Annotated in this window: 24 protein-coding genes; 10 read left to right on the top strand and 14 right to left on the bottom strand. The window is 62.5% G+C overall.

Going from position 1 to position 25,492, the window contains the following annotated elements; genetic code table 11:
- Positions 1-21 precede the first annotated feature (21 nt).
- The 4 genes from NMB38_RS00995 to NMB38_RS01010 all read right to left on the bottom strand — a co-directional run bounded on the left by NMB38_RS00995 (position 22) and on the right by NMB38_RS01010 (position 5,093).
- Positions 22-654: a TetR/AcrR family transcriptional regulator gene (locus NMB38_RS00995; RefSeq protein ID WP_028688180.1), complete on the bottom strand. Its 633-nt coding sequence runs from the start codon at positions 652-654 to the stop codon at positions 22-24.
- A complete protein-coding gene (gshA, locus tag NMB38_RS01000; RefSeq protein WP_241194868.1) occupies positions 654-2,231 on the bottom strand; it encodes a glutamate--cysteine ligase in 1,578 nt (525 codons plus the stop codon). The genes NMB38_RS00995 and gshA overlap by 1 nt, the downstream gene beginning before the upstream one ends.
- A gap of 154 nt (positions 2,232-2,385) precedes the next feature.
- The gene (locus NMB38_RS01005) at positions 2,386-2,769 is read right to left on the bottom strand and encodes a PaaI family thioesterase (protein WP_033694972.1); all 384 of its coding nucleotides are present in this window, start codon (positions 2,767-2,769) and stop codon (positions 2,386-2,388) included.
- Positions 2,769-5,093, bottom strand: coding sequence for a Tex family protein (locus tag NMB38_RS01010; protein WP_027914122.1), 2,325 nt, complete (start codon positions 5,091-5,093; stop codon positions 2,769-2,771). The genes NMB38_RS01005 and NMB38_RS01010 overlap by 1 nt, the downstream gene beginning before the upstream one ends.
- Before the next feature lie 216 nt (positions 5,094-5,309).
- Here NMB38_RS01010 and ompR point away from each other — a divergent pair, with 216 nt between their 5' ends.
- Both ompR and NMB38_RS01020 read left to right on the top strand, forming a co-directional pair.
- Positions 5,310-6,050, top strand: a complete 741-nt coding sequence (gene ompR, locus NMB38_RS01015; RefSeq protein WP_027914121.1) for an osmolarity response regulator transcription factor OmpR — start codon at positions 5,310-5,312, stop codon at positions 6,048-6,050.
- A gap of 13 nt (positions 6,051-6,063) precedes the next feature.
- A complete protein-coding gene (locus NMB38_RS01020) occupies positions 6,064-7,377 on the top strand; it encodes an ATP-binding protein (RefSeq protein ID WP_027914120.1) in 1,314 nt (437 codons plus the stop codon).
- Between the two features lie 83 nt (positions 7,378-7,460).
- Here NMB38_RS01020 and rimK read toward each other — a convergent pair whose 3' ends face one another.
- Together rimK and rimB are read right to left on the bottom strand one after the other, a co-directional pair.
- The gene (gene rimK / locus NMB38_RS01025) at positions 7,461-8,366 is read right to left on the bottom strand and encodes a 30S ribosomal protein S6--L-glutamate ligase (RefSeq protein ID WP_027914119.1); all 906 of its coding nucleotides are present in this window, start codon (positions 8,364-8,366) and stop codon (positions 7,461-7,463) included.
- Positions 8,363-8,845 (bottom strand): retropepsin-like aspartic endopeptidase RimB, encoded by a 483-nt coding sequence (rimB, locus tag NMB38_RS01030; RefSeq protein WP_023535750.1) that lies wholly within the window; start codon positions 8,843-8,845, stop codon positions 8,363-8,365. The genes rimK and rimB overlap by 4 nt, the downstream gene beginning before the upstream one ends.
- 109 nt (positions 8,846-8,954) lie before the next feature.
- Between rimB and NMB38_RS01035 the strand changes: the two genes are divergently transcribed.
- Complete coding sequence (locus tag NMB38_RS01035; protein ID WP_027914118.1) at positions 8,955-9,356, top strand: RNA-binding S4 domain-containing protein; 402 nt, start codon at positions 8,955-8,957, stop codon at positions 9,354-9,356.
- A gap of 25 nt (positions 9,357-9,381) precedes the next feature.
- Here the strand turns inward: NMB38_RS01035 and NMB38_RS01040 are convergent, their stop codons facing one another.
- Entirely contained in the window at positions 9,382-10,176 is a 795-nt protein-coding gene (locus NMB38_RS01040; RefSeq protein ID WP_027914117.1) for a phosphatase PAP2 family protein, read from the bottom strand.
- 105 nt (positions 10,177-10,281) lie between these two features.
- Between NMB38_RS01040 and hslO the strand changes: the two genes are divergently transcribed.
- The 4 genes from hslO to NMB38_RS01060 all read left to right on the top strand — a co-directional run bounded on the left by hslO (position 10,282) and on the right by NMB38_RS01060 (position 14,707).
- Entirely contained in the window at positions 10,282-11,181 is a 900-nt protein-coding gene (gene hslO / locus NMB38_RS01045; RefSeq protein WP_028688178.1) for an Hsp33 family molecular chaperone HslO, read from the top strand.
- A 179-nt stretch (positions 11,182-11,360) separates the two neighbouring features.
- A complete protein-coding gene (locus tag NMB38_RS01050; RefSeq protein WP_023535742.1) occupies positions 11,361-12,902 on the top strand; it encodes a phosphoenolpyruvate carboxykinase in 1,542 nt (513 codons plus the stop codon).
- A gap of 135 nt (positions 12,903-13,037) precedes the next feature.
- Positions 13,038-13,475, top strand: a complete 438-nt coding sequence (locus tag NMB38_RS01055; RefSeq protein WP_345956489.1) for an acyl-CoA thioesterase — start codon at positions 13,038-13,040, stop codon at positions 13,473-13,475.
- 284 nt (positions 13,476-13,759) lie between these two features.
- The gene (locus tag NMB38_RS01060; RefSeq protein ID WP_494354873.1) at positions 13,760-14,707 is read left to right on the top strand and encodes an IS110 family RNA-guided transposase; all 948 of its coding nucleotides are present in this window, start codon (positions 13,760-13,762) and stop codon (positions 14,705-14,707) included.
- 308 nt (positions 14,708-15,015) lie between these two features.
- Here the strand turns inward: NMB38_RS01060 and NMB38_RS01065 are convergent, their stop codons facing one another.
- The 3 genes from NMB38_RS01065 to fdhD form a co-directional block, all read right to left on the bottom strand.
- Positions 15,016-15,495: a glycine zipper domain-containing protein gene (locus NMB38_RS01065; RefSeq protein WP_345956490.1), complete on the bottom strand. Its 480-nt coding sequence runs from the start codon at positions 15,493-15,495 to the stop codon at positions 15,016-15,018.
- 195 nt (positions 15,496-15,690) lie between these two features.
- Positions 15,691-18,036 carry an FdhF/YdeP family oxidoreductase gene (locus tag NMB38_RS01070; protein ID WP_049696772.1) on the bottom strand — a complete coding sequence of 782 codons (2,346 nt, stop codon included), beginning with the start codon at positions 18,034-18,036 and terminating at the stop codon, positions 15,691-15,693.
- A gap of 5 nt (positions 18,037-18,041) precedes the next feature.
- Positions 18,042-18,872, bottom strand: a complete 831-nt coding sequence (fdhD, locus tag NMB38_RS01075; protein ID WP_049696771.1) for a formate dehydrogenase accessory sulfurtransferase FdhD — start codon at positions 18,870-18,872, stop codon at positions 18,042-18,044.
- A 192-nt stretch (positions 18,873-19,064) separates the two neighbouring features.
- On the opposite strand from fdhD, the gene lysM reads away from it, so the two are divergent.
- Positions 19,065-19,505, top strand: a complete 441-nt coding sequence (gene lysM / locus NMB38_RS01080) for a peptidoglycan-binding protein LysM (protein WP_027914110.1) — start codon at positions 19,065-19,067, stop codon at positions 19,503-19,505.
- 59 nt (positions 19,506-19,564) lie between these two features.
- Here lysM and yrfG read toward each other — a convergent pair whose 3' ends face one another.
- On the bottom strand, positions 19,565-20,227 hold the full coding sequence (yrfG, locus tag NMB38_RS01085) for a GMP/IMP nucleotidase (RefSeq protein WP_028688175.1): 663 nt from the start codon (positions 20,225-20,227) through the stop codon (positions 19,565-19,567).
- Positions 20,228-20,290: 63 nt separating this feature from the next.
- Here yrfG and nudE point away from each other — a divergent pair, with 63 nt between their 5' ends.
- Together nudE and cysQ are read left to right on the top strand one after the other, a co-directional pair.
- On the top strand, positions 20,291-20,857 hold the full coding sequence (gene nudE, locus NMB38_RS01090; protein ID WP_023535727.1) for an ADP compounds hydrolase NudE: 567 nt from the start codon (positions 20,291-20,293) through the stop codon (positions 20,855-20,857).
- Positions 20,854-21,672, top strand: a complete 819-nt coding sequence (gene cysQ, locus NMB38_RS01095) for a 3'(2'),5'-bisphosphate nucleotidase CysQ (RefSeq protein ID WP_028688174.1) — start codon at positions 20,854-20,856, stop codon at positions 21,670-21,672. The genes nudE and cysQ overlap by 4 nt, the downstream gene beginning before the upstream one ends.
- Positions 21,673-21,804: 132 nt before the next feature.
- On the opposite strand, the gene NMB38_RS01100 is transcribed toward cysQ, so the two are convergent.
- Genes NMB38_RS01100 through NMB38_RS01110 form a run of 3 tightly spaced genes read right to left on the bottom strand, consistent with a single transcriptional unit; the run spans position 21,805 to position 25,474 of the window.
- On the bottom strand, positions 21,805-22,260 hold the full coding sequence (locus NMB38_RS01100) for a thioesterase domain-containing protein (protein ID WP_027914106.1): 456 nt from the start codon (positions 22,258-22,260) through the stop codon (positions 21,805-21,807).
- Entirely contained in the window at positions 22,260-23,663 is a 1,404-nt protein-coding gene (locus NMB38_RS01105) for a sigma-54-dependent transcriptional regulator (protein ID WP_027914105.1), read from the bottom strand. The genes NMB38_RS01100 and NMB38_RS01105 overlap by 1 nt, the downstream gene beginning before the upstream one ends.
- Positions 23,660-25,474, bottom strand: a complete 1,815-nt coding sequence (locus NMB38_RS01110; protein WP_027914104.1) for a sensor histidine kinase — start codon at positions 25,472-25,474, stop codon at positions 23,660-23,662. Before NMB38_RS01110 ends, NMB38_RS01105 begins: the two co-directional genes overlap by 4 nt.
- Positions 25,475-25,492 lie beyond the last annotated feature (18 nt).

The following is a 25,492-nucleotide window of genomic DNA, read 5'->3' on the forward strand; positions in this document are numbered from 1 at the left end:
ACGGGGCCGCCTTGCGGCCCCTCAGTGCGAACGCTTGACCAGAAAAGGTGGCAGGTACAAGCCCAGGTAGGCTTCGAATACCCGCTTGCCTTCTTCGGCCATGCGCGGGGTGATGGTCTCGTGCAATTGCATCGACCGGGCATACACCCGATCGCTCAATTCCATGGCCAAGGCGAACACATCCACATCCGCAGGCATCACCGGCAAGTGAAAGTGCTGGTCGAACAACCTGTGCATCAGGGCGCCGAGCTCCATGTCGTGCTGCCGGTCAGCCTGCATGACCTCGCTGAGGCCATGCTGCGCCAGGATCAACTGCCGCGCAGCGGCATCCTCGTTGTAGATATCCAGCATGCGTTGCTCGATCAACCGCGACAGCTCATGCCAGCGGGTGAGCATGCTGCTGTCGATCGGCGCGCCAAGCGCCTCGCGGAAAACCCTGTGTACATCGGCAGTCAGCGCTTCGAGCAGCGCAGGCACGCTGGCGAAGAAGTGGTAGACCGATGACGGCGGGATTTGCGCGCGCTCGGCCACGCTGTAGATCGACAGGCCAGCCATCCCGCCCTCGGCCAGGAGCTCGCGGGCAGCTGCCAGGATCGCTTCGATCCGGGCCTGGCTGCTGGCGCGTGGCTTGCGCGCTGGGATGCCGCGGGTCATCAGTTGCTGATTGCCAGGATACTGGCCTGGTAGGCGCCCACGAAGGTATCGAACTCGCCCACTTCTTCCTGTTCCAGCTGCGACTGTTTGGCCAGGGACTCGCGCGCCAGCGTTTCGAAGGCCTGCTGCTGGTCGGGGCTCAGGGGCTGCTCGCGCAGTGTCTGGGCGTGGAGACGGCTTTGTCGCAGCGAGAACGCGATGAAGCTCTCATCATGCTCGGTCATGCGCGCCAACACCTGGGCCGATGGGGTCAGCTCGGGGTCGTCGACCTTTGCCTGCTGGGCTTGCAGGGCCTTGGCGTGCTCATCCCCGCCCTGGGCCTGGTCGAGCAGGTCGGCCAATTGAGCGATCTGAGCAATCAGCTCGCTGGCCCAGTCCTTGAGCGGCACAGGCTGCCCATCACGCTGCAACTTCAGGCCTGGACGCCGGCCTTCTTTGACCACACTCAGGAAATTGCTGGTGCACTGGCTGCATTCGTTGTTGTTGAGCTGTGGGCTATCGTCCAGCGCGCAGAACAGCAAAAACGCATCGAGAAAGCGTGCTTCGGTGAGGTCGATGCCCACTGGCAGGAGCGGGTTGATGTCCAGGCAGCGCACCTCCACGTACTGCACGCCGCGCGAGGTGAGCGCCTGGATTGGACGTTCGCCGGAGTAGGTCACCCGCTTGGGACGGATGTTGGAGTAGTACTCGTTCTCGATTTGCAGAATGTTGGTGTTCAGCTGTACCCACTCGCCATCGACATGGGTGCCGACCTCCACATAAGGTGGGTACGGCGTGCCTACCGCCTTGCGCAGGCTGTCGGTGTAGCTGGACAGGTTGTTGTAGCAGGGCGTCAGGCCCGCCTGGGCATTGCTCTGGTAGCCCAGGTCGCTCATGCGCAGGCTGGTGGCGTAGGGCAGGTAGAGGGTGTCGCCATCGAGCTCTTCGAGCTGGTGGGCGCGGCCCCGCAGAAAGCCCTTGTCCAAGGCGGGCGAAGCGCCGAACAGGTACATGAGCAGCCAGCTGTAGCGACGGAAATTGCGGATCAGGGCGATGTACGCGGCCGACTGATAATCCCGTTCGTTTTCAGTGCTGCCTTCGGCTTCGCGCAGCAATGGCCACAGGGCCTCGGGCAGCGAGAAGTTGTAATGGATGCCGGCAATGCACTGCATGGTGCGGCCGTAGCGCAGGGCCAGGCCCTTGCGATAGACATGCTTGAGCTTGCCGATGTTGGAAGTGCCGTACTCGGCGATGGGAATGTCTTCTTCAGCCGGCAGCGAACACGGCATCGACGGGCTCCAGAGGTACTCGTCGCTCAACTTGGTGTAGACGAACCTGTGGATCTGCTCGAGGTTTTCCAGCACCGCAGCGGCGTCAGGCAGCGCCGGGGTGATGAATTCAAGCAATGATTCGGAGTAATCGGTGGTGATCTGTTCGTTGGTCAGCGCCGCGCCCAGTGCTTCGGGGTGCGGTGTCTGGGCCAGACGGCCACTGTCTGTCACGCGCAGGCATTCGCGCTCAATGCCGTGCAGACACTGCTTGAGCAAGGGGAGATTATCGCCGAGCAAGCTCAGGCGGCGGTTGAGGAGTGTGCTCAAGATGTATTCCTTCACGCGTCAGTCGCCCCAATATGGGGGTAGAGATGACGGTCTACAAGGGTAGGGGGAAGGGAACGGGCGTTGTCGCCTGGTTTACCGCGGCCCCAGCAGTGCGCGCGCACTGCCGAAGTTACCGCAGATAATGCTTTGTGAGCTAGAGCGCGACGAAGGTTCCTTGCGCCTTGGCAACCAGCTTGTCGTCCTGGACTACGTCAGCGTCGACCACCAGCGTGCGTCTGCCTGCGTGCAGCACCCGAGCGGTGCACAGCACCTCGCCATCGCTGACGGCGCGCAGGTAGTTGATCTTGCATTCGAGGGTGACGCTCTGCTGGTCGAAGCCGTGGCTGGACGAGCAGGCCAGCCCCATGGTGATGTCCACCAGGCTGAAGATCGCCCCGCCATGAAGCTTCTGGCCACGGTTGCGCAGGTGCGGCGCCACCGCCAGGCTCACCTCGGCAACGCCCGCTTCCAGGCGTTGCAGGCTGCAGCCCAGCAATTGGCTGAAGGCGCTTTGCACGTACTCGGGTGCCACGTCCATCACTTCTTCTTCAACTGCTTGGCGTTGGCGAACAGGGCAGCCATGGCGTTGTTGGCCGGCGCTGCAGTGGCGGTCTCGCGCTGACGGGGCGCTGGCTGCTGACGGCCACCCCCCTGGCCACGTCCGCCACCCCGGTTGCCTTCGACCTTCTCGCCCGGCGTATCGCTCATGCGCATGGACAGGCCGACACGCTTGCGCGGGATGTCCACTTCCATGACCTTGACCTTGACCACATCGCCGGCCTTGACCGCTTCGCGTGGGTCTTTGACGAACTTTTCCGACAGCGCCGAGATATGCACCAGCCCATCCTGGTGCACGCCGATGTCCACGAAGGCGCCGAAATTGGTGACGTTGGTCACTACGCCTTCCAGGATCATCCCAGGCTCCAAGTCCTTGAGGTCCTCGACCCCGTCCTGGAAGGTGGCCGTCTTGAACTCCGGACGCGGGTCGCGGCCAGGCTTGTCCAGTTCCTGCAGGATGTCGGTCACCGTGGGCAGGCCGAAGGTTTCGTCGGTGAATTTCTTTGGGTCCAGGCGCTTGAGGAAGCTGCTGTCCCCGATCAGCGAGCGGATGTCCCGGTCGGTGTTGGCGGCGATGCGCTGCACCAGCGGGTAGGCCTCGGGGTGAACGGCAGACGCGTCCAGCGGGTTGTCGCCGTTCATCACGCGCAGGAAGCCTGCGGCCTGCTCGAAGGTTTTTTCACCCAGCCGGCTGACTTTCTTCAAGGCTGCACGGGTGGCGAACGGGCCGTTGGCATCGCGATGGGCGACGATGTTCTGTGCCAGGGTCGTGTTCAACCCCGAAATACGCGTGAGCAGGGCGACCGACGCGGTGTTCACGTCCACGCCAACGGCGTTCACGCAGTCCTCGACGACGGCGTCGAGGCCGCGTGCCAGCTTCACTTGCGACACGTCGTGCTGGTACTGGCCCACGCCGATGGACTTGGGATCGATCTTGACCAGCTCGGCCAGTGGATCCTGCAGACGACGGGCAATCGAGACCGCGCCACGGATCGACACATCCAGATCGGGGAATTCCCGGGCCGCCAGCTCCGATGCCGAGTACACCGAGGCGCCGGCTTCGGAGACCATGACCTTGGTGATCTTCAGGGCAGGATACTGCTTGACCAGGTCAGCCACCAGCTTGTCGCTCTCGCGGCTGGCGGTGCCATTGCCGATGGCGATCAGCTCGACCGAATGCTTGGCGCACAGCGCAGCCATTACCGAGAGCGTGCGGTCCCATTCGTTCCTGGGTGCATGGGGATACACGGTGGTGTAGTCGAGCAGCTTGCCGGTGGCATCGACCACGGCGATCTTGCAGCCCGTGCGCAGGCCAGGGTCGAAGCCCAGCGTGGCGCGCGGGCCAGCGGGCGCTGCCAGCAGCAGGTCATGCAGGTTGTGGGCGAAGACGTTGATCGCCTCACCCTCGGCATTGTCGCGCAGTTCACCGAACAGGTCGGTCTCCAGGTGGGTGTAGAGCTTGACCTTCCAGGTCCAGCGCACCACTTCACCCAGCCATTTGTCGGCCGCGCGGCCACGGTTCTCGATGCCGACGTGCTCGCCGATCATCAGTTCGCACGGGTGCAGGGTACCCGGCAGCTCTTCGCCCACTTTCAGCGAAGCGCTGAGTACACCTTCGTTGCGCCCGCGGAAGATCGCCAGCGCGCGGTGCGACGGCGCGCTGCGCAGCAGTTCGTCATGGGCGAAGTAGTCGCGGAACTTGGCACCTTCCTCTTCCTTGCCGGGCACCACGCGTGCGCTGAGCACCGCTTCCTGCTTCAGGAAACTGCGCAGTTTGTCGAGCAGGGCTGCATCTTCGGCGAAACGCTCCATGAGGATGTACTTGGCCCCCTCCAGCGCAGCCTTGACGTCTGCCACGCCCTTGTCGGCGCTGACAAAGCGCGCCGCTTCGCTTTCCGGGACCAGGGACGGGTCGGCGAACAGGCTGTCGGCCAGCTCGCCCAGACCGGCTTCCAGGGCGATCTGGCCCTTGGTGCGGCGCTTTTGCTTATAGGGCAGGTAGAGGTCTTCGAGGCGCGTCTTGGTGTCGGCCAGCTTGATCTCGCGCGCCAGTTCCGGCGTCAGCTTGCCTTGCTCCTCGATGCTGGCAAGGATGCTGATGCGACGCTCGTCGAGCTCGCGCAAGTAGCGCAGGCGCTCTTCCAAATGGCGCAGCTGGGTGTCGTCCAGGCTACCGGTCACCTCTTTACGGTAACGGGCGATGAAAGGCACGGTAGAGCCTTCGTCCAACAGGCCCACGGCCGCCTCGACCTGTTGTGGGCGTACGCCCAGTTCCTCGGCGATACGGCTGTTGATGCTGTCCATGTAAACCACCTGACGTTCTTGAATACGGAGTCGCCGGTGGGCCTTTCGCCCGACGGCGCTGGATGAAAGCGGCGCATTATACCCATCGCAAACAGCTTGCGGTGATGGCCTGGCGCCAGTTGGAAGTGGCGTCCCGGGAAAAATCTGCTAACAATGCTCACGGCACGCGTTGTAGCGGCTACGCCATAATGCGCAGCGATACCAGAGGAGTAATTCATGACCGGCACGCCAACTACCGCTGAAGGTGAAAAAATTCTGATCGTCGATGACGATCCAGGGCTCAGCAGCCTGCTTGAACGTTTCTTCACCAGCAAGGGTTATCGTGCCCGCGCGGTCCCCAACACCGAGCAGATGGACCGCCTGCTCCAGCGTGAAGTGTTCAACCTGGTGGTGCTCGACCTGATGCTACCGGGCGAAGACGGCTTGTCCGCCTGCAAGCGCCTGCGCCAGCACAACAACCAGATTCCCATCATCATGCTCACGGCCAAGGGTGACGAGCTCAGCCGCATCAAGGGCCTGGAACTGGGCGCCGACGACTACCTCGGCAAGCCATTCAACCCCGACGAGCTGATGGCCCGGGTCAAGGCCGTGCTGCGCCGTCAGGCGCCTTCGGTACCCGGTGCGCCGGGCAGCGAGGACGAGTCGGTCACCTTCGGCGACTACGAGCTGTCCCTGGCCACCCGCGAACTCAAGCGTGGCAACGAAGTGCACATGCTCACCACGGGTGAATTCGCTGTGCTCAAGGCCCTGGTGATGCATGCCCGCGAACCGTTGACCCGCGACAAACTCATGAACCTGGCACGCGGGCGTGAATGGGATGCGCTGGAGCGCTCCATCGACGTACAGATCTCGCGCCTGCGCCGCATGATCGAACCAGACCCGTCCAAACCGCGCTACATCCAGACGGTATGGGGTGTGGGCTATGTGTTCGTACCGGACGGAAACGCCGGCAAATGACGCTGCTGCCTAGATGAAGACGCCGCTGTGGTTTCCGCAGAGTTTCTTCGCGCGCACCTTGTGGCTGGTGCTGATCGTCGTTCTGTTCTCCAAGGCGTTGACCCTGGTCTACCTGCTGATGAACGAGGACGTCTTGGTCGATCGCCAGTACAGCCACGGCGTGGCATTGACCTTGCGCGCCTATTGGGCGGCCGACGAAGAAAACCGTGACCAGATCGCCGAAGCGGCAGGCCTGATCCGGGTGACCGGTGCAGGCGTACCCGAGGGCGAGCAACACTGGCCCTATAGCGAGATTTACCAACGGCAGATGCAGGCCGAGCTTGGCGAGGACACCGAGGTACGGCTGCGTATCCATGCGCCGCCTGCCTTGTGGGTCAACGCGCCCAGCCTGGGCCCGGGCTGGTTGAAGGTGCCGTTGTACCCCCACCCGTTGCGCGGGCAGAAAATCTGGAACGTGCTGGGCTGGTTCCTGGCCATCGGCTTGCTGTCCACCGCATCGGCCTGGATATTCGTGCGTCAATTGAACCAGCCGCTCAAACGCCTGGTGTTCGCCGCGCGCCAGCTTGGCCAGGGGCGCAGTGTGCGCCTGCCGGTCAGCGACACGCCCAGCGAAATGACCGAGGTGTACAAAGCCTTCAACCAGATGGCCGAAGACGTCGAGCAAGCCGGGCGCGAGCGCGAGTTGATGCTTGCCGGCGTGTCCCACGACTTGCGCACCCCGCTGACCCGGCTGCGGCTTTCACTGTCCCTGCTCGGCAGCGACAGTGAGCTGAGCGACGACATGGTGCGCGACATCGAAGACATGGACGCCATTCTCGACCAGTTCCTGGCGTTCATTCGCGACGGGCGTGACGAACCCCTTGAAGAAGTCGATCTTGCAGCGTTGGTGCGTGAAGTGGTTGCACCCTACAACCAGCCCGAGGAGCGTGTTCGGCTGTGCCTGGAGCCCATACCGCCGTTTCCAGTGCGCCGGGTATCGCTCAAGCGCATGCTGGGCAACCTGATTGGCAACGCCCTGCACCATGCGGGCAAGGGCGTCGAGGTTGCAGCCTATGTCTCGGGGGATGAAAGCGCCCCGTACGTGGTACTGAGCGTGCTTGATCGGGGGGCAGGGATCGACGAATCCGAGCTCGAGACCATCTTCAACCCGTTCATTCGGGGTGACCGTGCGCGAGGCGGCAAAGGCACCGGGCTGGGCCTGGCCATCGTCAAGCGAATTGCCGCCCAGCATGGCGGAAACGTCGAACTGCGCAATCGTTCCGGAGGCGGTATCGAAGCGCGGGTACGGTTACCCTTGGGGTTGCTGTTGCCGCGCAACGCTGTCTGACTGCAAGCTTGGCCTGGCGTGCTTCCAAGGGGCGATCAGCCCCCGAGGAAGCCGGCGGGCCTGGCAGGCGGCCAGCGGGGTGATCAGCCCTTGCCCTTGGTCCGGGTCTGGTTGGGCCCGCCGTTCTTCTCCAGGTGTTCGAAGATCATGCCGGCGACGTCCTTGCCGGTAGTCACCTCGATGCCCTCCAGCCCCGGTGACGAGTTCACCTCCATCACCAGTGGGCCGTGGTTGGAGCGCAGAATGTCGACCCCGGCCACGCTCAAGCCCATCACCTTGGCTGCACGGATGGCCGTCATGCGCTCTTCCGGGGTGATCTTGATCAGGCTGGCAACACCACCACGGTGCAGGTTGGAGCGGAACTCGCCCGGTTTGGCCTGGCGCTTCATGGAGGCGATCACCTTGTCACCCACCACAAAGCATCGGATATCGGCACCACCGGCTTCCTTGATGTACTCCTGCACCATGATGTTCTGCTTGAGCCCCATGAAGGCTTCGATCACCGATTCGGCCGCCTTGGTGGTTTCGCACAGCACCACGCCAATGCCTTGGGTGCCTTCGAGGACCTTGATCACCAGCGGGGCGCCGTGGACCATCTGGATCAGGTCCGGAATATCATCGGGCGAATGGGCAAAGCCGGTGACCGGCAGGCCAATGCCACGGCGCGACAGCAATTGCAGCGAGCGCAGCTTGTCGCGCGAGCGTGCGATGGCGACCGATTCGTTGAGCGGGTACACCCCCATCATTTCGAACTGGCGCAGCACAGCGCAGCCATAGAAAGTGACAGAGGCACCAATGCGCGGGATGACTGCATCGAACCCTTCCAGTGGCTTGCCGCGGTAGTGAATCTGCGGCTTGTGGCTGGCGATGTTCATGTAGGCCCGCAGGGTATCGATCACCACCATCTCGTGACCACGCTGGGTACCGGCTTCGACCAGGCGGCGGGTGGAATACAGACGCGGATTACGCGAAAGCACAGCGATCTTCATGCAGCACCTGTCAAGGTAGTGTGGGTGGCCGGAAAGGCAGGTTTGTCTTGTACGTACTTCAGGCCCGGATTGACGACCAACTGGCCGTGAATCAGGGCCTTGGAACCCAGCAACAGGCGGTAACGCATGCTCTTGCGGCAAGCCAGGGTAAATTCGACTGCCCATACCCTGTCACCCAGCGCGAGCGTGGTGCGAATGACATAACGGGTTTGGGCGTGGCCATTGGAGCTTCGGATGGTTTTCATGCTCACCAGCGGCGCCTCGCAGCGGCGGTGACGCAATTGCACGATCGAACCCAGGTGCGCAGTGAATCGGACCCACGGCTGGCCATTGCGTTCGAAAGGTTCTATCTCGGTGGCATGCAGGCTGGAGGTGCTGGCGCCGGTGTCGATCTTGGCGCGTAACCCTGCCACGCCCAGCTCGGGCAAGGCTACCCATTCCCGCAGGCCAATTACAGTCAGATGATCAAATGTCTTCACGAAACGCACCCAGCGGATGAGAGAGTGAACTGTAAGCATGGCGGGGAATTTTTGCATCCGATGCTTACGGTAGTACAGTTCCCCCAATCACGGAATTCGAGGTATCGGGATGGCACAGAAAGTCGAAGATGACGACAAGGTTCGCCTGGACAAGTGGTTGTGGGCAGCGCGTTTCTACAAGACGCGTGCGCTGGCCAAGGCGGCCATCGAAAGTGGCAAGGTGCATTGCCGTGGTGAGCGATGCAAACCGGGCAAGGAGCCGCGGGTGGGCGATGAATTCGTCCTGCGTACAGGCTTCGACGAGCGCACGGTGGTGGTAAAAGCGCTGTCGGCGGTGCGCCGCGGTGCGCCTGAAGCGCAGGCTTTGTATGAAGAAACCGAAGAAAGCGTGCGCCGGCGCGAGCAGGCTGCGGCGCTGCGCAAGGCCGGTGCCACTGGTGTCACCACCGATGGGCGGCCGACCAAGAAGCAGCGCCGCCAGATACATCAGTTGCACGGAAGCTTCGAGTAGCTGTGGCCGCATGGCGGCCCAGGCCTCAGCGCAACACGGCCATTCGGCCGACCAGCGGCAACCTGCCCAACAACCTGAACAGCGGAGCGGTCCAGCGCACCAGCGCAGCACTGCTTCTGGCCGCCAGGGGCGTATACAGGCTCCAGCCCAGTGCCAGCACCGCCATCAACAGGCCGCCGATGTAGTCATCCTGGCCCCAGTGTGCGCCAGCGACCAGGCGTGGCAGCATGAACACCACAGCCAGCCCCCAGATCACCAGGTACTGCCCGACGCGGCGGCTGAAGACGCTCATGAACAACGCCCAGATGAGCAATACCGAGGCATGATCGCCCGGGAAGCTCTTGCTGGAGCGGTCCTTCAGCTCCCAGGTTGCCTCCAGGTGTGGGTAGTAGTCGCTCAGGTGAACGGCGCCATCGAGCATCATCGACGGGCTGTTGTGTTGCCAGCCGGCCGCGTCGACCCACTTGGAAAACAGTGCCCGAATCACCACTAAGAGCAGTAGCGTGACCAGAAAGCCGAAAAATGCCTGGCGAACCTGGGCAGCCTTGAACACCCAGTCGCCGCGGATCAGCGTGGCCAGCAGGATCAGGCCGACGACGATGTCGAACGGGCGCAGGCTGCCGACGGTCCAGATGTAGCGCCAGGCAGTGTTTTCAGCCAGCGGTGCATTGAGGCTGTGGAACAGCCATTCGTCGAATGCCAGGCACAGCATCTGGCCAACAGGCCATAACCAGAAACACAGTAGTGCGATGGGCAGTAGCGTACAGGCTACCAATGGCCCCCAGGACCACCTCGCTTGGAACAGTGGTCGATTGTCCATAAGATACCTCGATCTCCTAACGGGAATGAGCGCCCGAAACGCTCGACGACGGGATTGCAAATCCCGGCAATTATCTTGTCATTATTTTCAGATAGCCAGACAACCATGAGCGATTTGCCAGATACAGATTTCACCCAACGTTTCATCTTCGACGAGCGCGATGTGCGCGGCGAGTGGGTGTCTCTCGATGACAGCTACGCCGCGGTTTTGGCGCGTCACGAGTACCCGGCGCCGGTCAAGACCTTGCTCGGCGAGCTGATGGCCGCCACCGCGCTGCTGGTCGGTGCCCTCAAGTTCGACGGCCTGCTGATCCTGCAGGCGCGCTCGGCAGGGCCTATCCCCTTGCTGATGGTCGAGTGCTCCGGGGACCGCGACATCCGTGGCATGGCCCGCTACGAGGCCGACCAGATTGCAGCCGATGCCACCCTGTCCGAGCTGATGCCAGGCGGGCACCTGACGCTGACCATCGATCCGGTCAGGGGCCAGCGCTACCAGGGCACTGTCGAACTAGACGGCGCCGACCTCTCGGAATGCTTCACCAACTACTTCGTGCAATCCCAACAGCTGAACACGCGTTTCTGGCTGCACGCCGAGGCCGGCAAGGCCCGTGGTCTGCTGCTTCAGCAACTGCCGCGTGACCGTCAGCCTGATGACGAGGAACGTGAGGACAGCTGGCAGCATGTAGTGGCCCTGGCCAAGACCCTCAAGCCGCAAGAGTGGGAGGAAGCCAACGAAACCCTGCTTCACCGCCTGTACCACGAAGATGCCGTGCGGCTGTTCGACATTCAGCCCCTGCGCTTCAATTGCAGCTGCTCGCGCGAGCGTTCCGGCAATGCGCTGGTAAGCCTGGGCGAAGCCGATGCCAAGGCGCTGGTGGAGGAATGCGGCGGTACGGTGGAGATCGACTGCCAGTTCTGCAATGAGCGGTATTTCTTCGATGCCAGCGATGTCGCACAGCTCTTTGCGGGCGGCGGCACGGACTCTGCCTCAGAAACTCTTCACTGAAACGTTTCACTACAGGAGATTCTCCTGTCGAATTGCGCAAAAGCTCGGTTCTGACAGGAGGGGCCTACTTTTTTTGGGCGTTTCTGGCATAATCCGGCCACTTTTTTCGCTGTAGTAGTTTTTCTGAAACGACTACAAAACGTTTGGAGCACTCGGCCTCGGGCCGGATGGGGTATCTCATGACGCAAGCCAACAACACCGTGTACACCGACCTGAGCGTCGATGAGCTGGTAAAAGAAGCGCTGCAACGCGGTGAAGGTGTACTAGCCGACACGGGTGCACTGGTCGTGGAGACCGGCCACCGTACCGGCCGTTCCCCGGCTGACCGTTTCATCGTCGAAGAACCTTCCACTCAGGACGCCATCGCCTGGGGCCCGATCAACCGCAAGTTCCCGGCCGACAAGTTCGATGCCTTGTGGGACCGCGTCGAGGCGTTCAACAACGCCCAGGATCACTTCGTTTCCTACGTCCACGTAGGGGCGGCGGCCGAGCACTACCTGCCGGTCAAGATGACGACCCAGACGGCCTGGCAGAACCTGTTCGGTCGTTGCCTGTTCATCAACCCGGAGCAGTTCAACCCGGCTGGCCGTGGCGAATGGCAGATCCTCAACGTCGCCAACTTCGTCTGCGAGCCTGAGCGTGATGGCACCAACTCCGATGGTTGCGTGATCATCAACTTCGCCCAGAAGAAAGTGCTGATCGCTGGCATGCGTTACGCTGGCGAAATGAAAAAAGCCATGTTCTCGGTACAGAACTTCCTGCTGCCGGCTGCCGACGTACTGCCAATGCACTGCGCGGCCAACATCGGCGAAGAGGGTGATGTCACCCTGTTCTTCGGTCTGTCCGGCACCGGCAAGACTACGCTGTCGGCTGACGAGAGCCGTTACCTGATCGGTGACGACGAGCACGGTTGGGGTGAAGGTGTCGTCTTCAACATGGAAGGTGGCTGCTACGCCAAGTGCATCGACCTGTCCGAGAAGAACGAGCCGGTCATCTGGAAAGCCATCAAGCATGGCGCCGTGCTGGAAAACGTCGTGCTCGATGCCAACAAGCACGCCGACTACAGCGACGTCAGCCTGACCCAGAACAGCCGCGCCGCCTACCCGTTGGAGCACGTGGCCAAGCGCTCCGAGGCGAACCTGGGTGGCGAGCCGAACGCGGTCATCTTCCTGACCTGCGACCTGACTGGCGTACTGCCTCCCGTGTCGATCCTGAACAACGAGCAGGCGGCCTACCACTTCCTGTCCGGCTACACCGCGCTGGTCGGCTCCACCGAAATGGGCTCGGGCGGCGGCATCAAGTCGACCTTCTCCACCTGCTTCGGCGCGCCGTTCTTCCCGCGTCCTGCTGGTGAATACGCCGAGCTGCTGATCAAGCGCATCAACGGCTTCAACTCCAAGGTCTACCTGGTTAACACCGGCTGGACGGGCGGTGGCTACGGTGTGGGCAAGCGCTTCAGCATTCCGACCACCCGTGCCGTGATCGCTGCCATCCAGAGCGGCGCGTTGGTCGGTGCTGAAACCGAGCACCTGGACATCATCAACCTGGACGTACCGAAGTCGGTACCAGGCGTCGAGACTGACCTGCTCAACCCGCGCACCAACTGGGCTGACAAGGCTGCCTACGACGAAGCCGCCAAGGGCCTGGCCAACCTGTTCATCGAAAACTTCAAGAAGTTCGATGTGTCCGATGCCATCAAGGCTGCGGGTCCTCAGCTGTAAGCTGAAGCAGGTTGTAGTAAAAAAGCCGCCCTTCGAGGCGGCTTTTTGCTGGGAGCTTCAAAAAGGTTGGTTCGGTCAAACGGCTCATTTTCTGATTCACTGTGTCCATCCAATGTGAAACCGCGAGCCTGCCCGATGATCCAGCCTCCTCAGCGCACTGCCTTTTCTCACGTGCATCCGATCCTTACCCGCGCGCAAGACAACGACGTCAACAGCCATATCGCCGGCTCGACCGTGCATGCTTATTTCGAAACGTCCATTCAGGCCTTTTTGATTGAGCAAGCCGGACTGGATCTGCGCGACGGCGCATTGGCGGCGTTCGTGGTCAGCTCGGCGGCGGACTTCTATGCCCTGCCGGGCTTTCCGGACGTACTGGAGGTTGCGCTGGGTGTGACGCGTCTGGCTGGGAGCACCGTGGAGTACCGGCTGGCGCTGTATCGTCCTGGTGAAGCCCAGGCTTGTGCGGCGGGTACGGTGGTGCAAGTGTTCATCGACCGAGCCAGTGGCCAGCCGGTTGCACTGCCGGCGCAGTTGGCGGCCAGGTTAGCGGCGCTTGCAGAGCAGGCCCCATGAAAAAAACCCGCCTCAAGGCGTAATGCTGTTCATTTAGGGCCGCTCCGCGACCCATCGCGGCACAAGGCCGCTTGTGTCTTGATTAGAGATTAGAATCTGGAGTGAGAGCGGTGAATGGCAAGCTGAAGGCCGCAGGTGCCTTGAGCACGAGTGGGAGCACAAGCTGCCATTCACCGTTCCACTTTGGCGAGAGCCCGAACAGTTGGACGCGGCTCTGATCTCGAATCACAAGCGTGGGCCAAGCCAAAGTCCTCTCACAGTGTTGAGTTTAGGAGATTTAGGCGATGGTTTCCTACCTGGGTATCGATGTTTCTAGTCTTTCGCTTGATGCTGCGGTACGGCCTCAGGGCACCAGACTTCATGTAAGCAATGATCCGGCGGGATTCGAAGCGTTGCTCGATGGCCTTTGCGGTCTCAGCATAAAGCGTGTTCTGCTGGAGGCCACAGGTGGCTATGAGCGTAATATCCTGAGGTTCTTGCAGGACGCGGGCTACAAGGTCATACGCGTCAATCCCAGGCGAGCCCGAGCGTTCGCAGAATCCATCGGAGTCAAAGCCAAGACCGACGCCATCGATGCCGAAGTACTGGCCCACTACGCTGAGGTCATTCCAGACCAGCCCACCCTGCGGATCAGCCCGGAGCGTGCGCTGTTGCGAGAATTGCTGCAGCAACGTGATCGGCTGGTTCAGCAGCGTGATGACGACCGCAGGCGCCTGAAACAGGCGCAGTTCAGCGCGGTGTCCGACTTTCTGAAAGCCAACCTTCAGCACTTCAAGTCGCAGATCAAGCTGATTGAGCAAGCGATCAGCCAGCAAACGGAAGCCCTGAAAGATGAACGGGTTACTCAGCTGGTCCAGGTCAAAGGCATTGGGCTGGTAACGGCGGGCAAGCTGATAACACTTCTGCCAGAACTGGGGCGTGTAGAGTCCAAAGAAATAGCCTCGTTGGTCGGGGTGGCGCCTTTTAACCACGACAGCGGAAAATCCGTGGGCAAACGCTCTATCTCGGGCGGGCGGTTTGAGGCCAGGCGATCGTTGTATATGTCATGCCTTGTGACGATAAAGTACAACCCAGCACTCAAGGCTCGTTATGAGGCGCTGCGCGGACGCGGAAAAGTTGCCAAGGTCGCCCTCGTAGCCTGTATGCGGGTATTGATCGTACGGCTCAATGCCATGCTAAGGACGGGCAAGCCTTGGCTTGATCTGGTCTTGCCACAGCCTATGCGGACCTAGAGCAGGAAGCCGACGTAATTCATACAGGAGCGGGCTTGCCCATCAATCCAATACCGCGCTGGATGGCACGGGCTTCGCCCGTGGCCGCGCGACAAGCGCGCCCCCTGGGGGGGCGGGCTAGATTTTAAATAAATCGGGCAAGACAGTTGCTCCCACAGTGACTGCGTGACGCTTGAGTTAGCGGGCTCACTGGGCATCGTGGGAGCGGCCTTTGTGCCGCGATGGGCCGTGAAACGGCCCCAACACGCTTAAGTGAACAGCATTACGCCTCAAGACGGGGTCTTTGCGCAGCGGTTACCGCTGACCCATCAAGGGTGGCGATGACGGCCGTGCTTGCGGTGGCCGTAATGGTGACCACGGTCCCAGTGACGGCGGTCGTCGTAGTCGCGGCGGTAGCGGCGATGGTCGCGGCGATCATCCTGATCAGCCTTGTTGCCCATGTAGTTGCCCAAGGCACCGCCGGCGCCGCCGCCAGCGGCTGCACCGATGTAGCTGCCGGTGGAGCCGCCAACGGTACGGCCCACCACGTTGCCGCCTGCTGCGCCCAGCGCACCGCCGATGGCCGCTTCGCCACGCTGACGTTTGTCGGCGCCCACCGCACTGCCGGCGGCGCCGCCCAGGCCTGCGCCTATGGCGCCGCCTGTGCTACCACCGATGGACTGGCCTACGACTGAGCCCAGTACCCCACCCAATGCGCCGCCAATGCCGGCCTCGGTGGAGCCGCCTGCCATGGCAACGCCGCTGAGCAAGCTGAAAGACAACAACAGAATCGAGGAGTACTTCTTCATTCAAGAGAGCCTCAGAGTGATGACGAGGCGAATGTGCTTCTATCTGCAGCCAGTGGCAACGAATATCCGACGAATTGCACGGGTTGTACACAATTCGTCAACTCATTGATTTATAAGTGAAACTTTGTATTTTTTTTGCGGTCCTATGCTCTTGTGACCCAGCCCTGCTCCTGTATTGGACCAGGGCTTTTTCATTCAGAGTATTCGCCCGTCGTCCTCTGCGCGTTCCAGTTTGATCGCAATGAACTTGGACGTGGGTGTGTGACTACCCTCGCCAATGCTCTCCAGCGGTACCAAAGGGTTCACTTCTGGATAATAGGCCGCTGCCTGCCCTGCAGGTATGTCGAACGCCAGCAGAGTGAAGCCGCGCACGCGGCGTACATGCTCATCTCCCCACAGTGAAACGATGTCGACCTTCTGGCCAGGCTCAAAGCCCAGCCGAACAATGTCGGCTTCGTTGGCGAACAACACGTCGCGCTGGCCGCGTACGCCTCGGTAACGGTCATCCAGGCCATAGATGGTGGTGTTGTACTGATCGTGCGAGCGCATCGATTGCAGCACCAAGTCCGGCACCTGGCCGCTATTACGTACACGCTCGTCGATCAGGGAGTCTGGCAGCAGGTTGGCCTTGAAGTTGGCGCGGCCATTGGCCGTGGCCCACTCGCGCCGGGCGGCGCTATTACCCAGGTAGAACCCCCCAGGCTGGCGCATGCGCTGATTGAAATCAGCGAAGCCTGCAATAGTGTCGGCGATCAGGGCTCGAATGCGGTCGTAGTCGGCCACCAGCCATTGCCAGTCCACAGGGTGTTTGCCCAGGGTGGCGGCAGCGATGCCAGCGATGACCGCAGGTTCGGACCGCATCTGCCGGGACAGTGGCTTGAGCTGGCCGTTGGAGCCATGGACCATGCTGAACGAGTCTTCGACGGTGACCGCCTGAGGCCCGTCCGCTTGCATATCGATATCGGTGCGGCCCAGGCAAGGCAGGATAAGCGCCTGCTTGCCGTGAACCAGGTGGCTGCGGTTGAGCTTGGTGCTGATGTGCACGGTCAGTTCGCAGTTGCGCAGCGCCCGCGCGGTGCGCTCGGTGTCAGGTGTGGCCTGGGCGAAGTTGCCGCCTAGCCCGATGAACACCTTGGCGTGCCCCTGGAGCATGGCATGGATGGCTTCGACGGTGTTGTGCCCGTTCTTGCGCGGCACCGGGAAGCCGAAGCGCGCTTCGATGGCGTCGAGCAGGGCGGCAGGCGGACGCTCGTTGATACCCATGGTGCGGTCGCCCTGCACGTTGCTGTGACCGCGAACCGGGCACAATCCGGCCCCTGGCGCGCCGATGTTGCCCCGCAGCATTTGCAGGTTGACCAGTTCCTGGATGGTCGGCACCGAGTGACGGTGCTGGGTGATGCCCATGGCCCAGCACATGATCACGCGCTGGCTACGGCAATACATGCGGGCGGCCAGTTCGATGTCTTCGAGTGCCAAGCCCGACTGCTGCTGGATATGCGCCCACGGCGTGGCATCGACCACCGCCAGGTAGTCGTCCAGGCCGTGCCCGTGCTCGGCGATGAAGGCGTGGTCGAAGACCGCCGGCTCGCCCTTGGCTTGCGCTTCACGCTCCCATTGCAGGGCGAACTTGGCCATGCCGCGCAGCATGGCCATGTCGCCACCCAGCGCCGGGCGGAAGAACGCGGTATTGGTGGGGCGGTCGCTGTTGGTCAGCATCTCCAGCGGGTTTTGCGGGTGCTGGAAGCGTTCCAGACCACGCTCCTTGAGCGGGTTGATGCACACCACCTGCGCACCGCGTTTCACCGCATCGCGCAGCGGGTCCAGCATGCGAGGATGGTTGGTGCCCGGGTTCTGGCCCCAGACGAAGATGGCATCGGCGTGCTCGAAATCCTCGAACGTGACGGTGCCCTTGCCCACCCCGACGCTCTGCCCCAGCGCCACACCGCTGGCCTCGTGGCACATGTTCGAGCAGTCCGGAAAATTGTTGGTGCCGTAGGCGCGCACGAAGAGCTGGTACAGGTACGCCGCTTCGTTGCTGGCGCGCCCGGAGGTATAGAACTCGGCCTGGTCAGGGCTTGCGAGCTTGTTCAGCTCTCGGCCGATGAGGGCGAACGCGGCGTCCCAGCTGATGGGCTGGTAGCGATCACTGGTGGCGTCGTACACCATCGGTTCGGTCAGTCGGCCTTGGTACTCCAGCCAGTAGTCGCTTTGTTGCAACAACGAGGTAACGCTGTAGCGGGCGAAGAAGGCGGCGTCCACGCGGCGTTTGGTGGCTTCCCAGTTGACGGCCTTGGCGCCGTTTTCGCAGAACTTGACCATGCCGCTTTCGGGCGAGTCGCCCCAGGCGCAACCCGGGCAATCGAAGCCACCGTTCTGGTTGGTCTTGAGCAGGGCGCGGATGTTCTTCAGCGGGTTGTCGCTGCCAACCCAGGCTTTGGCCACGCTGCGCAGTGCACCCCAGCCGCCGGCAGGGCCGTGGTAGGGCTTGTAGCGAGGGGAAGAGGCTGGGGCGTTTTTCGGAATAGGCTGGTACGAGGTCACGGCTGTTACGACTCCGCCGCCGGGCTGTAGACCCGCGGTGCGCTGTGTTTGGGCAAATGAATGAGGTTGAGGTTGTGCCTGCGTGCCCATTGCAGGGCCAGGCCCGTTGGTGCCGACAGGCTGACCAGGGTCTGGATGCCGGCGCGCAGTACTTTCTGGATCAGTTCCAGGCTGCAACGGCTGGTGACGATGGCCAGGCCTCCGTCGCTGTCGATGCCCTGGCGCAGCAGTGCGCCAATGAGCTTGTCGAGGGCGTTGTGCCGGCCAATGTCTTCGCGGCCCAGCAGCAGTTCGCCATGGCGGTCCATGAACAAGGCCGCATGCACGGCGCCGCAGTGCTGGCCCAGCGGCTGGAAAGCGTCGATGCGCTGGCGCAGGCCGACCAGCCACTGTGCAGGCGGCAACGGGGCGCCGGGCAGCTTGGCCAGGTCCGGCAGCGCCTGCTCCAGGGCTTCGACGCCGCACAGGCCACAGCCGCTGGTGCCGGCCAGCTGGCGGCGTTGGTTCTTCAGGTTCCAGAAAGCGCGGCTGGAGATTTCCAGGTCCGCGTACATCGACGCGCCACTTCCCGACAGTTTGACGTCGTAGATTTCGGCGGTGCTTTCAACGATGCCGCTGCCCACACTAAAACCAACGGCAAAATCTTCCAGGTCGGTCGGGCTGACGAGCATGACGGCCTGGTTCAGGCCGTTGTACACGATCGCCAGGGCGACTTCTTCGGCCAGTGGCGTGCTGCCAGGCTGGCCATCGCCGAGCTGGACGTAATCATAGGTAGTGCTGGCGGCGGGCAGGGCTAACGGTAACGAGGCCGCACAGAACGGTGGTTTGCTGTTCATCCAGGCGTGCTCTTGATCGGCGATTGGGCGCCGGCTTACTGAGGCTACAAGCCTAGGCTTGCCCGCCGGCGACGTCTAATTGCTAGGGTCTATGCCGTGATAGACCGCGTCGATAGGTCGCAGTGCGATGACTGACTGAGTCATGGCCTAGACTTCACTGTCCAACGGTTTCACATCAACAAGGAGAGCGTCATGAGTCTATTCAGCTTTGTGAAGGAAGCAGGCGAGAAGTTGATCGATCTGCTAACCCCCGGCAATGCCAAGGCCGAGGAGCAGTTGAAAAAGCACGTTGAAAACGTCGGGTTGGGTAACCCCAACATCACCGCCACCGTGGAAGGCGACACAGTCACCCTCAAGGGCGAGGTAGCGAGCCAGGAAGAGAAAGAGAAGATCATTCTGGCAGCCGGCAACATTGAAGGTGTGGCCAGCGTCGACGATCAGATCACCGTCACCGGCCCAGTAGCCCAGGCTGCGCGCTTCGTGACCGTGGAGAAGGGCGATACCCTGAGCGCCATCTCCAAGCGGGTGTACGGCGATGCGAACAAGTACCAGAAGATCTTCGAGGCCAACAAGCCCATGCTGTCGGATCCGAACAAGATCTACCCGGGCCAGGTGTTGCGTATTCCCGAGTAACGGGTAAGCCTGTCTATAGGCTTGTCACCGCAACCCGCGCCCATGGCGCGGGTTTGCGTTCACAGTCCGTGCAGCAATTCCCGATAGTCCTCGACAGCTGCGAACTCTGCGGTATCCCGAGGCTGCGCCTGGCTGTCCGGCTGACGCACCGCCAGCAAGTGGCCCACGCCGAATTGCCGGGCACTGCGCAAGATGGGCAATGTGTCGTCGATGAACAGGCTGCGGGCAGGTTCAAAGCCGATATCGGCTTGCAAGGCATCCCAGAACTGCGGGCTTTCCTTGGGAAACCCATAGTCGTGGGAGCTGATCATACGGTCGAAGTAGGGTGCCAGTTCGATGCGCTCGAGTTTGAGCGACAGTGAATCGCGGTGTGCATTGGTGATCATGATTACCCGCTTGCCTGCCTGGCTGATCGCAGCCAGAAAGGTATCGGCATCGGGTCGCAAGGCGATCAGGTCGGCGATTTCGCGCTTGAGCTCGCGGATCGGCAAGCGCAGCTCACGGCTCCAGAAGTCCAGACAGTACCAGTTCAACGTGCCGGCGTTGCGCTCGAACAGCGGTTCGAGTTCCAGCTGCGCCATCGCCCGGCTCACGCCGTGCAGTTCTGCATAGCGCTGCGGCAGGTGCTCCAGCCAGAAGCGGTTGTCATAGTGCAGGTCGAGCAGTGTGCCATCCATGTCCAGCAGGACGGTGTCGATGGCGGACCAGGGAAGAACAGGCATGGGAAACTCTCGTTCGGTCGGCAAGCCACGGTATAGTAACCCGTTCACGCCAAGGAGCCCCCCATGCGCCAGAAACCTACCGTCCTCAGCCGCGAAATCGTCGCCAGCAGCCGCCTGTTCCGAGTCGAGGCCGTCGAGTTGCGGTTCAGCAACGGCGTGGAACGCACCTACGAGCGGCTGGTGGGCCGGGGCAACGGTTATGGCGCGGTGATGATCGTGGCCATGCTCGATGCCGAGCACGCGGTCCTGGTCGAAGAGTACTGCGGTGGAACTGACGAATATGAACTGTCCCTACCCAAGGGCCTGATCGAGCCCGGCGAGGACGTGCTGGCGGCAGCTGACCGAGAGCTCAAGGAAGAAGCCGGCTTTGGTGCACGGCAACTGGAGCACCTGACCGAGCTTTCCCTGTCTCCGGGCTACATGAGTCAGAAAATCCAGGTGGTGCTGGCCACCGACCTGTATGAGGAACGGTTGGAAGGCGATGAGCCGGAGCCGATGGGCGTGGACAAGGTCAACCTGCGGGAGCTGTCGGCCTTGGCCATGCACCCGCAGTTCAGCGAAGGTCGCGCGCTGGCTGCCTTGTACCTGGCCCGTGACCTGCTGATCCAGCGCGGGGTACTGGCACTATGAACGATCAGCAATTGATGCAGGGCGTGGTGGCGTTGGCGCTGTCGGCGGGCGAGGCGATCCTGCCGTTCTGGCGCGCCGATGTGGCCGTCGTCAACAAGGCCGACGACTCGCCTGTCACGGCTGCGGACCTGGCTGCACACCAAGTGATTGCAGAGGGCTTGCAGGCTCTGGCCCCGCACATTCCCGTTCTGTCCGAAGAAGACTGCGATATCCCACTGGTGGAGCGCCAGAAGTGGCGCCGTTGGTGGTTGGTCGACCCGCTCGACGGCACCAAGGAGTTCATTGCCGGCAGTGAGGAATTCACAGTCAACATCGCCTTGATCGATCAGGGCGAGGTGGTGTTCGGGGTGGTATCGATGCCCACTTCGGGGCGTTGCTATTTCGGCGGCAGGGCCCTGGGTGCCTGGCGAGCGGAGCGGGGTGAAACCGCGCAGGCCATCCAGGTGCGCGCCACCCCGCCTGCCGGGTCGCCTTTCACCGTGGTTGCCAGCCGCCGGCACTCCAGCCCTCGGCAAGAGGCTTTGCTGAACGGGTTGGGTGCTGCGGTGGGGCCGCTTGATTTGGTTTCGGTGGGCAGTTCGCTGAAGTTCTGCCTGTTGGCCGAAGGCAGCGCCGACTGCTACCCGCGTTTGGCGCCGACCTCCCAGTGGGACACCGCGGCTGCTCAGGGTGTGGTCGAAGGTGCCGGGGGCGAGGTGATCGAGGTCGACGGCCAACCCTTCCGGTATCCGGCGCGCGAATCGCTGCTCAATCCCTACTTCCTGGCCCTGCCGGCGGGGGCTGGTTGGCGAGAGGCCTTGCTTGCGCTTGTTTGATTCACAAGAGTCAGTGCGGCGTTGGGTGTTGAAAACTGCTCATCGTTTGAGGGCCGAAAGGGCCGCTAAGCGGCCTTAGATGCTCGCCTTCACACAAGACTGACAGTTGATCACTCGCGATCACCCCGCCGCTCACCTGTGCAACACATACTGCCCGCTGAACAGCACCGCCACTTCATCACTGCCCACGTTGCTCACTGCCGTTTCCAGCGTCAGCCGTGCCCGCCCACGCCGTTGATACATTGTCAGGAACCGCGACCAGGCCTTCTCGTCCGGTGCAGCGCAACTGGCCACGGCGGCGCCGGTAACCGGCAGCGGATAGCTGATCTGCCCCTCTTGAATGACGATATGCCCATCATCGATGCCCAACTCCTGTAGCCGCAGGTGCAACCAGCCCCAGCCGGCCAGGACCGCGGCGCAATAGAGGCTGCCACCGAACATGGTGTTCTTGTGGTTGACGTTGGCGGCCAATGGCAGTTGCAGGCGCAGGGTATGCCCTTGCCAGTCCAGCACCTCCAGGCCCATCTCCCGGGTCAGTGGAATATCGCCGTGAAGCACTGTCTGCAGCGGGTGAATCGGCTTGCTCATCAACGGGTTTCCTCATGGTCGTCGTGGCCACCGCCACCGCCCTCGAAACTCAGGCCATGCTTGCGTAACTTGTCGTGCAGCGTCTTGCGTGGAACACCCAGCGCTTCGGCCAGGCTACGCAGCGAGCCATGAGGCTGGGCCAACTCGGCAGTGATCAACGAGCGCTCGAAGTGCTCCACCTGCTCGCTCAGGTTGCCGGTGACGGGGGCGGGCGCGTTGGTTGCAGGCGGCGCCTGGCCATCGAGTGCCAGCTCCAGCCCGAGGGCAAAGCGTTCGGCCGCGTTTTGCAGTTCGCGCACATTGCCCGGCCAGTCATGGCGCAACAGCAAGGCCCGTTGCGCAGGTTGCAGCGCGTGCGGCCCCAGGCCATGGCGCTGGCTGGCCGCATCGGCGAAATGCTGGAAGAGCATCAGGATGTCGTCGCCACGTTCGCGCAGCGGTGGAATACGCAAGGGCGCCACGTTCAAGCGGTAATACAAGTCCGCACGAAAACGGCCCTGATCGGCGGCCTGGCGCAGGTCTTCCTTAGTGGCGGCGATGATGCGGATATCCAGCGGTATCAGCTGATTGCCACCCAATCGCTCGACGACGCGCTCCTGCAGCATGCGCAACAGCTTTACCTGCACATCCAGGCTCATGCTTTCGATTTCATCAAGGAACAACGTACCGCCATTGGCGAATTCGAACTTGCCAATGCGGCGTTTTTGCGCGCCCGTGAAGGCGCCAGGCTCATGACCAAACAGCTCGCTCTCGACCACCGATTCGGCCAAAGCGCCAGCGTTGATGGCCACGAAGGGCCCGTCCCGGCGGCTCGACAGGTCGTGCAGGGCGCGGGCGACCACTTCCTTGCCAGCCCCGGTCTCACCCAGGATCAATACGTCCGCTCGCGTGCCGGCCAGCGCGCCGATCTGCTCGCGCAGGCGCTGCATGGCCGCGGACTGGCCTACCAGGCGCGTGGCCAGTTGCTGGCGGTCGCTCAAGGCCATGCGCAGGCTACGGTTCTCCAGCACCAATTGGCGCAGTGCCAGGGCGCGGCGTACGCTGTCGAGCAGGGCGTCGCTGGCGAAGGGCTTTTCCAGAAAGTCATAGGCACCGGCGCGCATGGCTTGTACCGCCAGCGGGACATCGCCGTGCCCGGTGATCAACAGTACCGGCAGTTCGCTGTCCAGGCCATGCAGCTGCTCGAGCAGCTGCAGGCCGTCGATGCCCGGCATACGGATATCGCTGACGACAACCCCCGGCCAATCTGTTGGAATGCGCTCGGCCAGGCCGTGGGCATCGGCCAGTGCCACGACCTTGAGCCCGGCCAGGTCCAGCGTCTGGCTCAGGGCTTGGCGCAGGTGTGCGTCGTCGTCGACCAGGATCACCTGGGCGCGGCTGTCGATCAGTGTCTCGGGGCTCATGCCGAAGAATCCTCTGAATTGGGCAAGGTGGCACCCGGCGGGGCTACACGCATTTTCAAGGTCAGCACCGCACCGCCCTCGGGGTGGTTGGCCAGCAACAGTTCTCCCCCCAGGGTGCGCATCAGGCTGTCACAGATGGCCAGGCCCAAGCCCAGCCCCTGGGTGCGGGTCTTGGTGGTGAAAAAGGGCTCTCTGGCATGCTCCAGTGCCTGACGGGTGAAGCCGGGGCCGTTGTCGCGAATGGAGAGATAAACGCAATCGTCCTGCTGCTCTGCACTTATCCACAACCGGCGCGGGTTGGCCTTCTCGGTCAGCGCGTCCAGGGCATTGGCCAGCAAGTTGCCCAATACCTGACGCAGGCGGGTTTCGCCCGCCTGTACCCAAAGCGTCGCTTCAGGCAGGTCGCGCACCAGCTCCACCGCCATTGCCCGGCGACGTTTGGCGAGCAGGGCCAGGGCATCGTCCAGGGCCGGTTGCAGGGCTACGCTTTCCGGCGCGTGGCGGTCACGGCGGGCAAAGGCGCGCAGGTGGGCAATGATCGAGGCCATGCGCCCGGTCAGTTCGCCGATCAGTTTCAGGTTGCCGCGCGCGTCCTCGGTACGTTGATGGTCCAACAGGATCTCGGCGTTTTCCGCATAGCTGCGAATGGCTGCCAGGGGCTGGTTGAGCTCATGGCTGATACTCGCCGACATGGTGCCCAGCACCGACAGCTTGCCTGCCTGCACCAGTTCGTCCTGGGCCCTCACGGCCTCCTGCTGGGCATTTTCGCGTTCGAGCACGGCGCTTTTGAGGCGCGCGTTGAGCCCTTCGAGGTCGGCGGTGCGCTCGGCCACGCGCTGTTCGAGCTGCTGACGACCACGGGCCTCGAAGTCGATGCGGTCCATATAATGACGGCGCCGCTGCATTACCAGGCCAGTCAGCAGCACGATGACCAGCAGAGCGCCGGCACCGATGGCCGTGACCGTCTGCGCGGAGCGGTCCACCAGGATGCGCGGCGCAAGGATGCTGACCTGCCAGCCGGTCTCTGGAATGGCCCGGGTCTGGGTGATCCAGGCATCGTCACTGATCACCAGCGGCTGGGGTGCCTGGGTCGGGTACGGCTGGATGGCGATGATGGCCTGGCGCTCAGCCGCGGTCAGCGGACGGGTGGCGCGAAAACGCCACTCCGGGCGTGACGTGAGGATGACCACGCCGTTGTGATCGGTCAGCAGCAGTTGCTCGGGCGTGCGGCCCCACAAGGTCTCGGTATGATCGAGGTCGACCTTCACCACCAGCACACCGACGATGCGTTCGCCGTCGCGCACGGCGGCGGCAAAGAAATACCCCCGCTTTGCAGACGTGGTGCCCTGGCCGAAGAAACGACCGAGGTGCCCGGCCATGGCTTCGTTGAAGTAAGGGCGAAATGCGAAGTTACGCCCCACGAAGCTGTCGTGTTTGTCCCAGTTGGACGCCGCCAAGGTGTTGCCGCTGACGTCCATGAGGTACATCACCTCGGCGCCGGTCTGCTGCACGATGTTTTTCAGCAGGCGGTTGGCATTGGTGACCGCCTCCAGGCGGAACGGATCGGCCAGCACCCCGCGCAAGGCCGGCAAATCGCCAAGGATCTGCGGCAAGGTTTCATAGCGGTGCAGCGTCCCCAGCAGGTTGGCGACATAGAGGTCGAGGGTCTGCCGGTTCTGCGAGGCCAGTTCTTGCCGGTAATAGCGCTCGGCCAGGTGATGCAGCGGCCATAGCAGCGGCACCAGGCACAGCGCCAGTAAGGCCAGGCTGCGCCAACGGGGGCGGCGAGGAGGGGTGTTCTTGGCGATCATCACATCATTGCGTCAGAA

It is taken from the genome of Pseudomonas sp. FBCC-B35, assembly GCF_059133755.1.

Excerpts from the sequence above, each read along its gene's own strand:
- NMB38_RS01100 (WP_027914106.1), bottom strand. The coding sequence starts at position 22,260 with ATGAGCAAGCCGATTCACCCGCTGCAGACAGTGCTTCACGGCGATATT.
- yrfG (WP_028688175.1), bottom strand. The coding sequence starts at position 20,227 with ATGCCTGTTCTTCCCTGGTCCGCCATCGACACCGTCCTGCTGGACATG.
- NMB38_RS01040 (WP_027914117.1), bottom strand. The coding sequence starts at position 10,176 with ATGGACAATCGACCACTGTTCCAAGCGAGGTGGTCCTGGGGGCCATTG.
- NMB38_RS01020 (WP_027914120.1), top strand. The coding sequence starts at position 6,064 with ATGAAGACGCCGCTGTGGTTTCCGCAGAGTTTCTTCGCGCGCACCTTG.
- rimK (WP_027914119.1), bottom strand. The coding sequence starts at position 8,366 with ATGAAGATCGCTGTGCTTTCGCGTAATCCGCGTCTGTATTCCACCCGC.
- NMB38_RS01005 (WP_033694972.1), bottom strand. The coding sequence starts at position 2,769 with ATGGACGTGGCACCCGAGTACGTGCAAAGCGCCTTCAGCCAATTGCTG.
- NMB38_RS01010 (WP_027914122.1), bottom strand. The coding sequence starts at position 5,093 with ATGGACAGCATCAACAGCCGTATCGCCGAGGAACTGGGCGTACGCCCA.
- lysM (WP_027914110.1), top strand. The coding sequence starts at position 19,065 with ATGAGTCTATTCAGCTTTGTGAAGGAAGCAGGCGAGAAGTTGATCGAT.
- nudE (WP_023535727.1), top strand. The coding sequence starts at position 20,291 with ATGCGCCAGAAACCTACCGTCCTCAGCCGCGAAATCGTCGCCAGCAGC.
- NMB38_RS00995 (WP_028688180.1), bottom strand. The coding sequence starts at position 654 with ATGACCCGCGGCATCCCAGCGCGCAAGCCACGCGCCAGCAGCCAGGCC.
- NMB38_RS01065 (WP_345956490.1), bottom strand. The coding sequence starts at position 15,495 with ATGAAGAAGTACTCCTCGATTCTGTTGTTGTCTTTCAGCTTGCTCAGC.
- ompR (WP_027914121.1), top strand. The coding sequence starts at position 5,310 with ATGACCGGCACGCCAACTACCGCTGAAGGTGAAAAAATTCTGATCGTC.
- NMB38_RS01055 (WP_345956489.1), top strand. The coding sequence starts at position 13,038 with ATGATCCAGCCTCCTCAGCGCACTGCCTTTTCTCACGTGCATCCGATC.
- cysQ (WP_028688174.1), top strand. The coding sequence starts at position 20,854 with ATGAACGATCAGCAATTGATGCAGGGCGTGGTGGCGTTGGCGCTGTCG.
- NMB38_RS01050 (WP_023535742.1), top strand. The coding sequence starts at position 11,361 with ATGACGCAAGCCAACAACACCGTGTACACCGACCTGAGCGTCGATGAG.
- hslO (WP_028688178.1), top strand. The coding sequence starts at position 10,282 with ATGAGCGATTTGCCAGATACAGATTTCACCCAACGTTTCATCTTCGAC.
- fdhD (WP_049696771.1), bottom strand. The coding sequence starts at position 18,872 with ATGAACAGCAAACCACCGTTCTGTGCGGCCTCGTTACCGTTAGCCCTG.
- NMB38_RS01105 (WP_027914105.1), bottom strand. The coding sequence starts at position 23,663 with ATGAGCCCCGAGACACTGATCGACAGCCGCGCCCAGGTGATCCTGGTC.
- NMB38_RS01110 (WP_027914104.1), bottom strand. The coding sequence starts at position 25,474 with ATGATCGCCAAGAACACCCCTCCTCGCCGCCCCCGTTGGCGCAGCCTG.
- NMB38_RS01060 (WP_494354873.1), top strand. The coding sequence starts at position 13,760 with ATGGTTTCCTACCTGGGTATCGATGTTTCTAGTCTTTCGCTTGATGCT.
- NMB38_RS01035 (WP_027914118.1), top strand. The coding sequence starts at position 8,955 with ATGGCACAGAAAGTCGAAGATGACGACAAGGTTCGCCTGGACAAGTGG.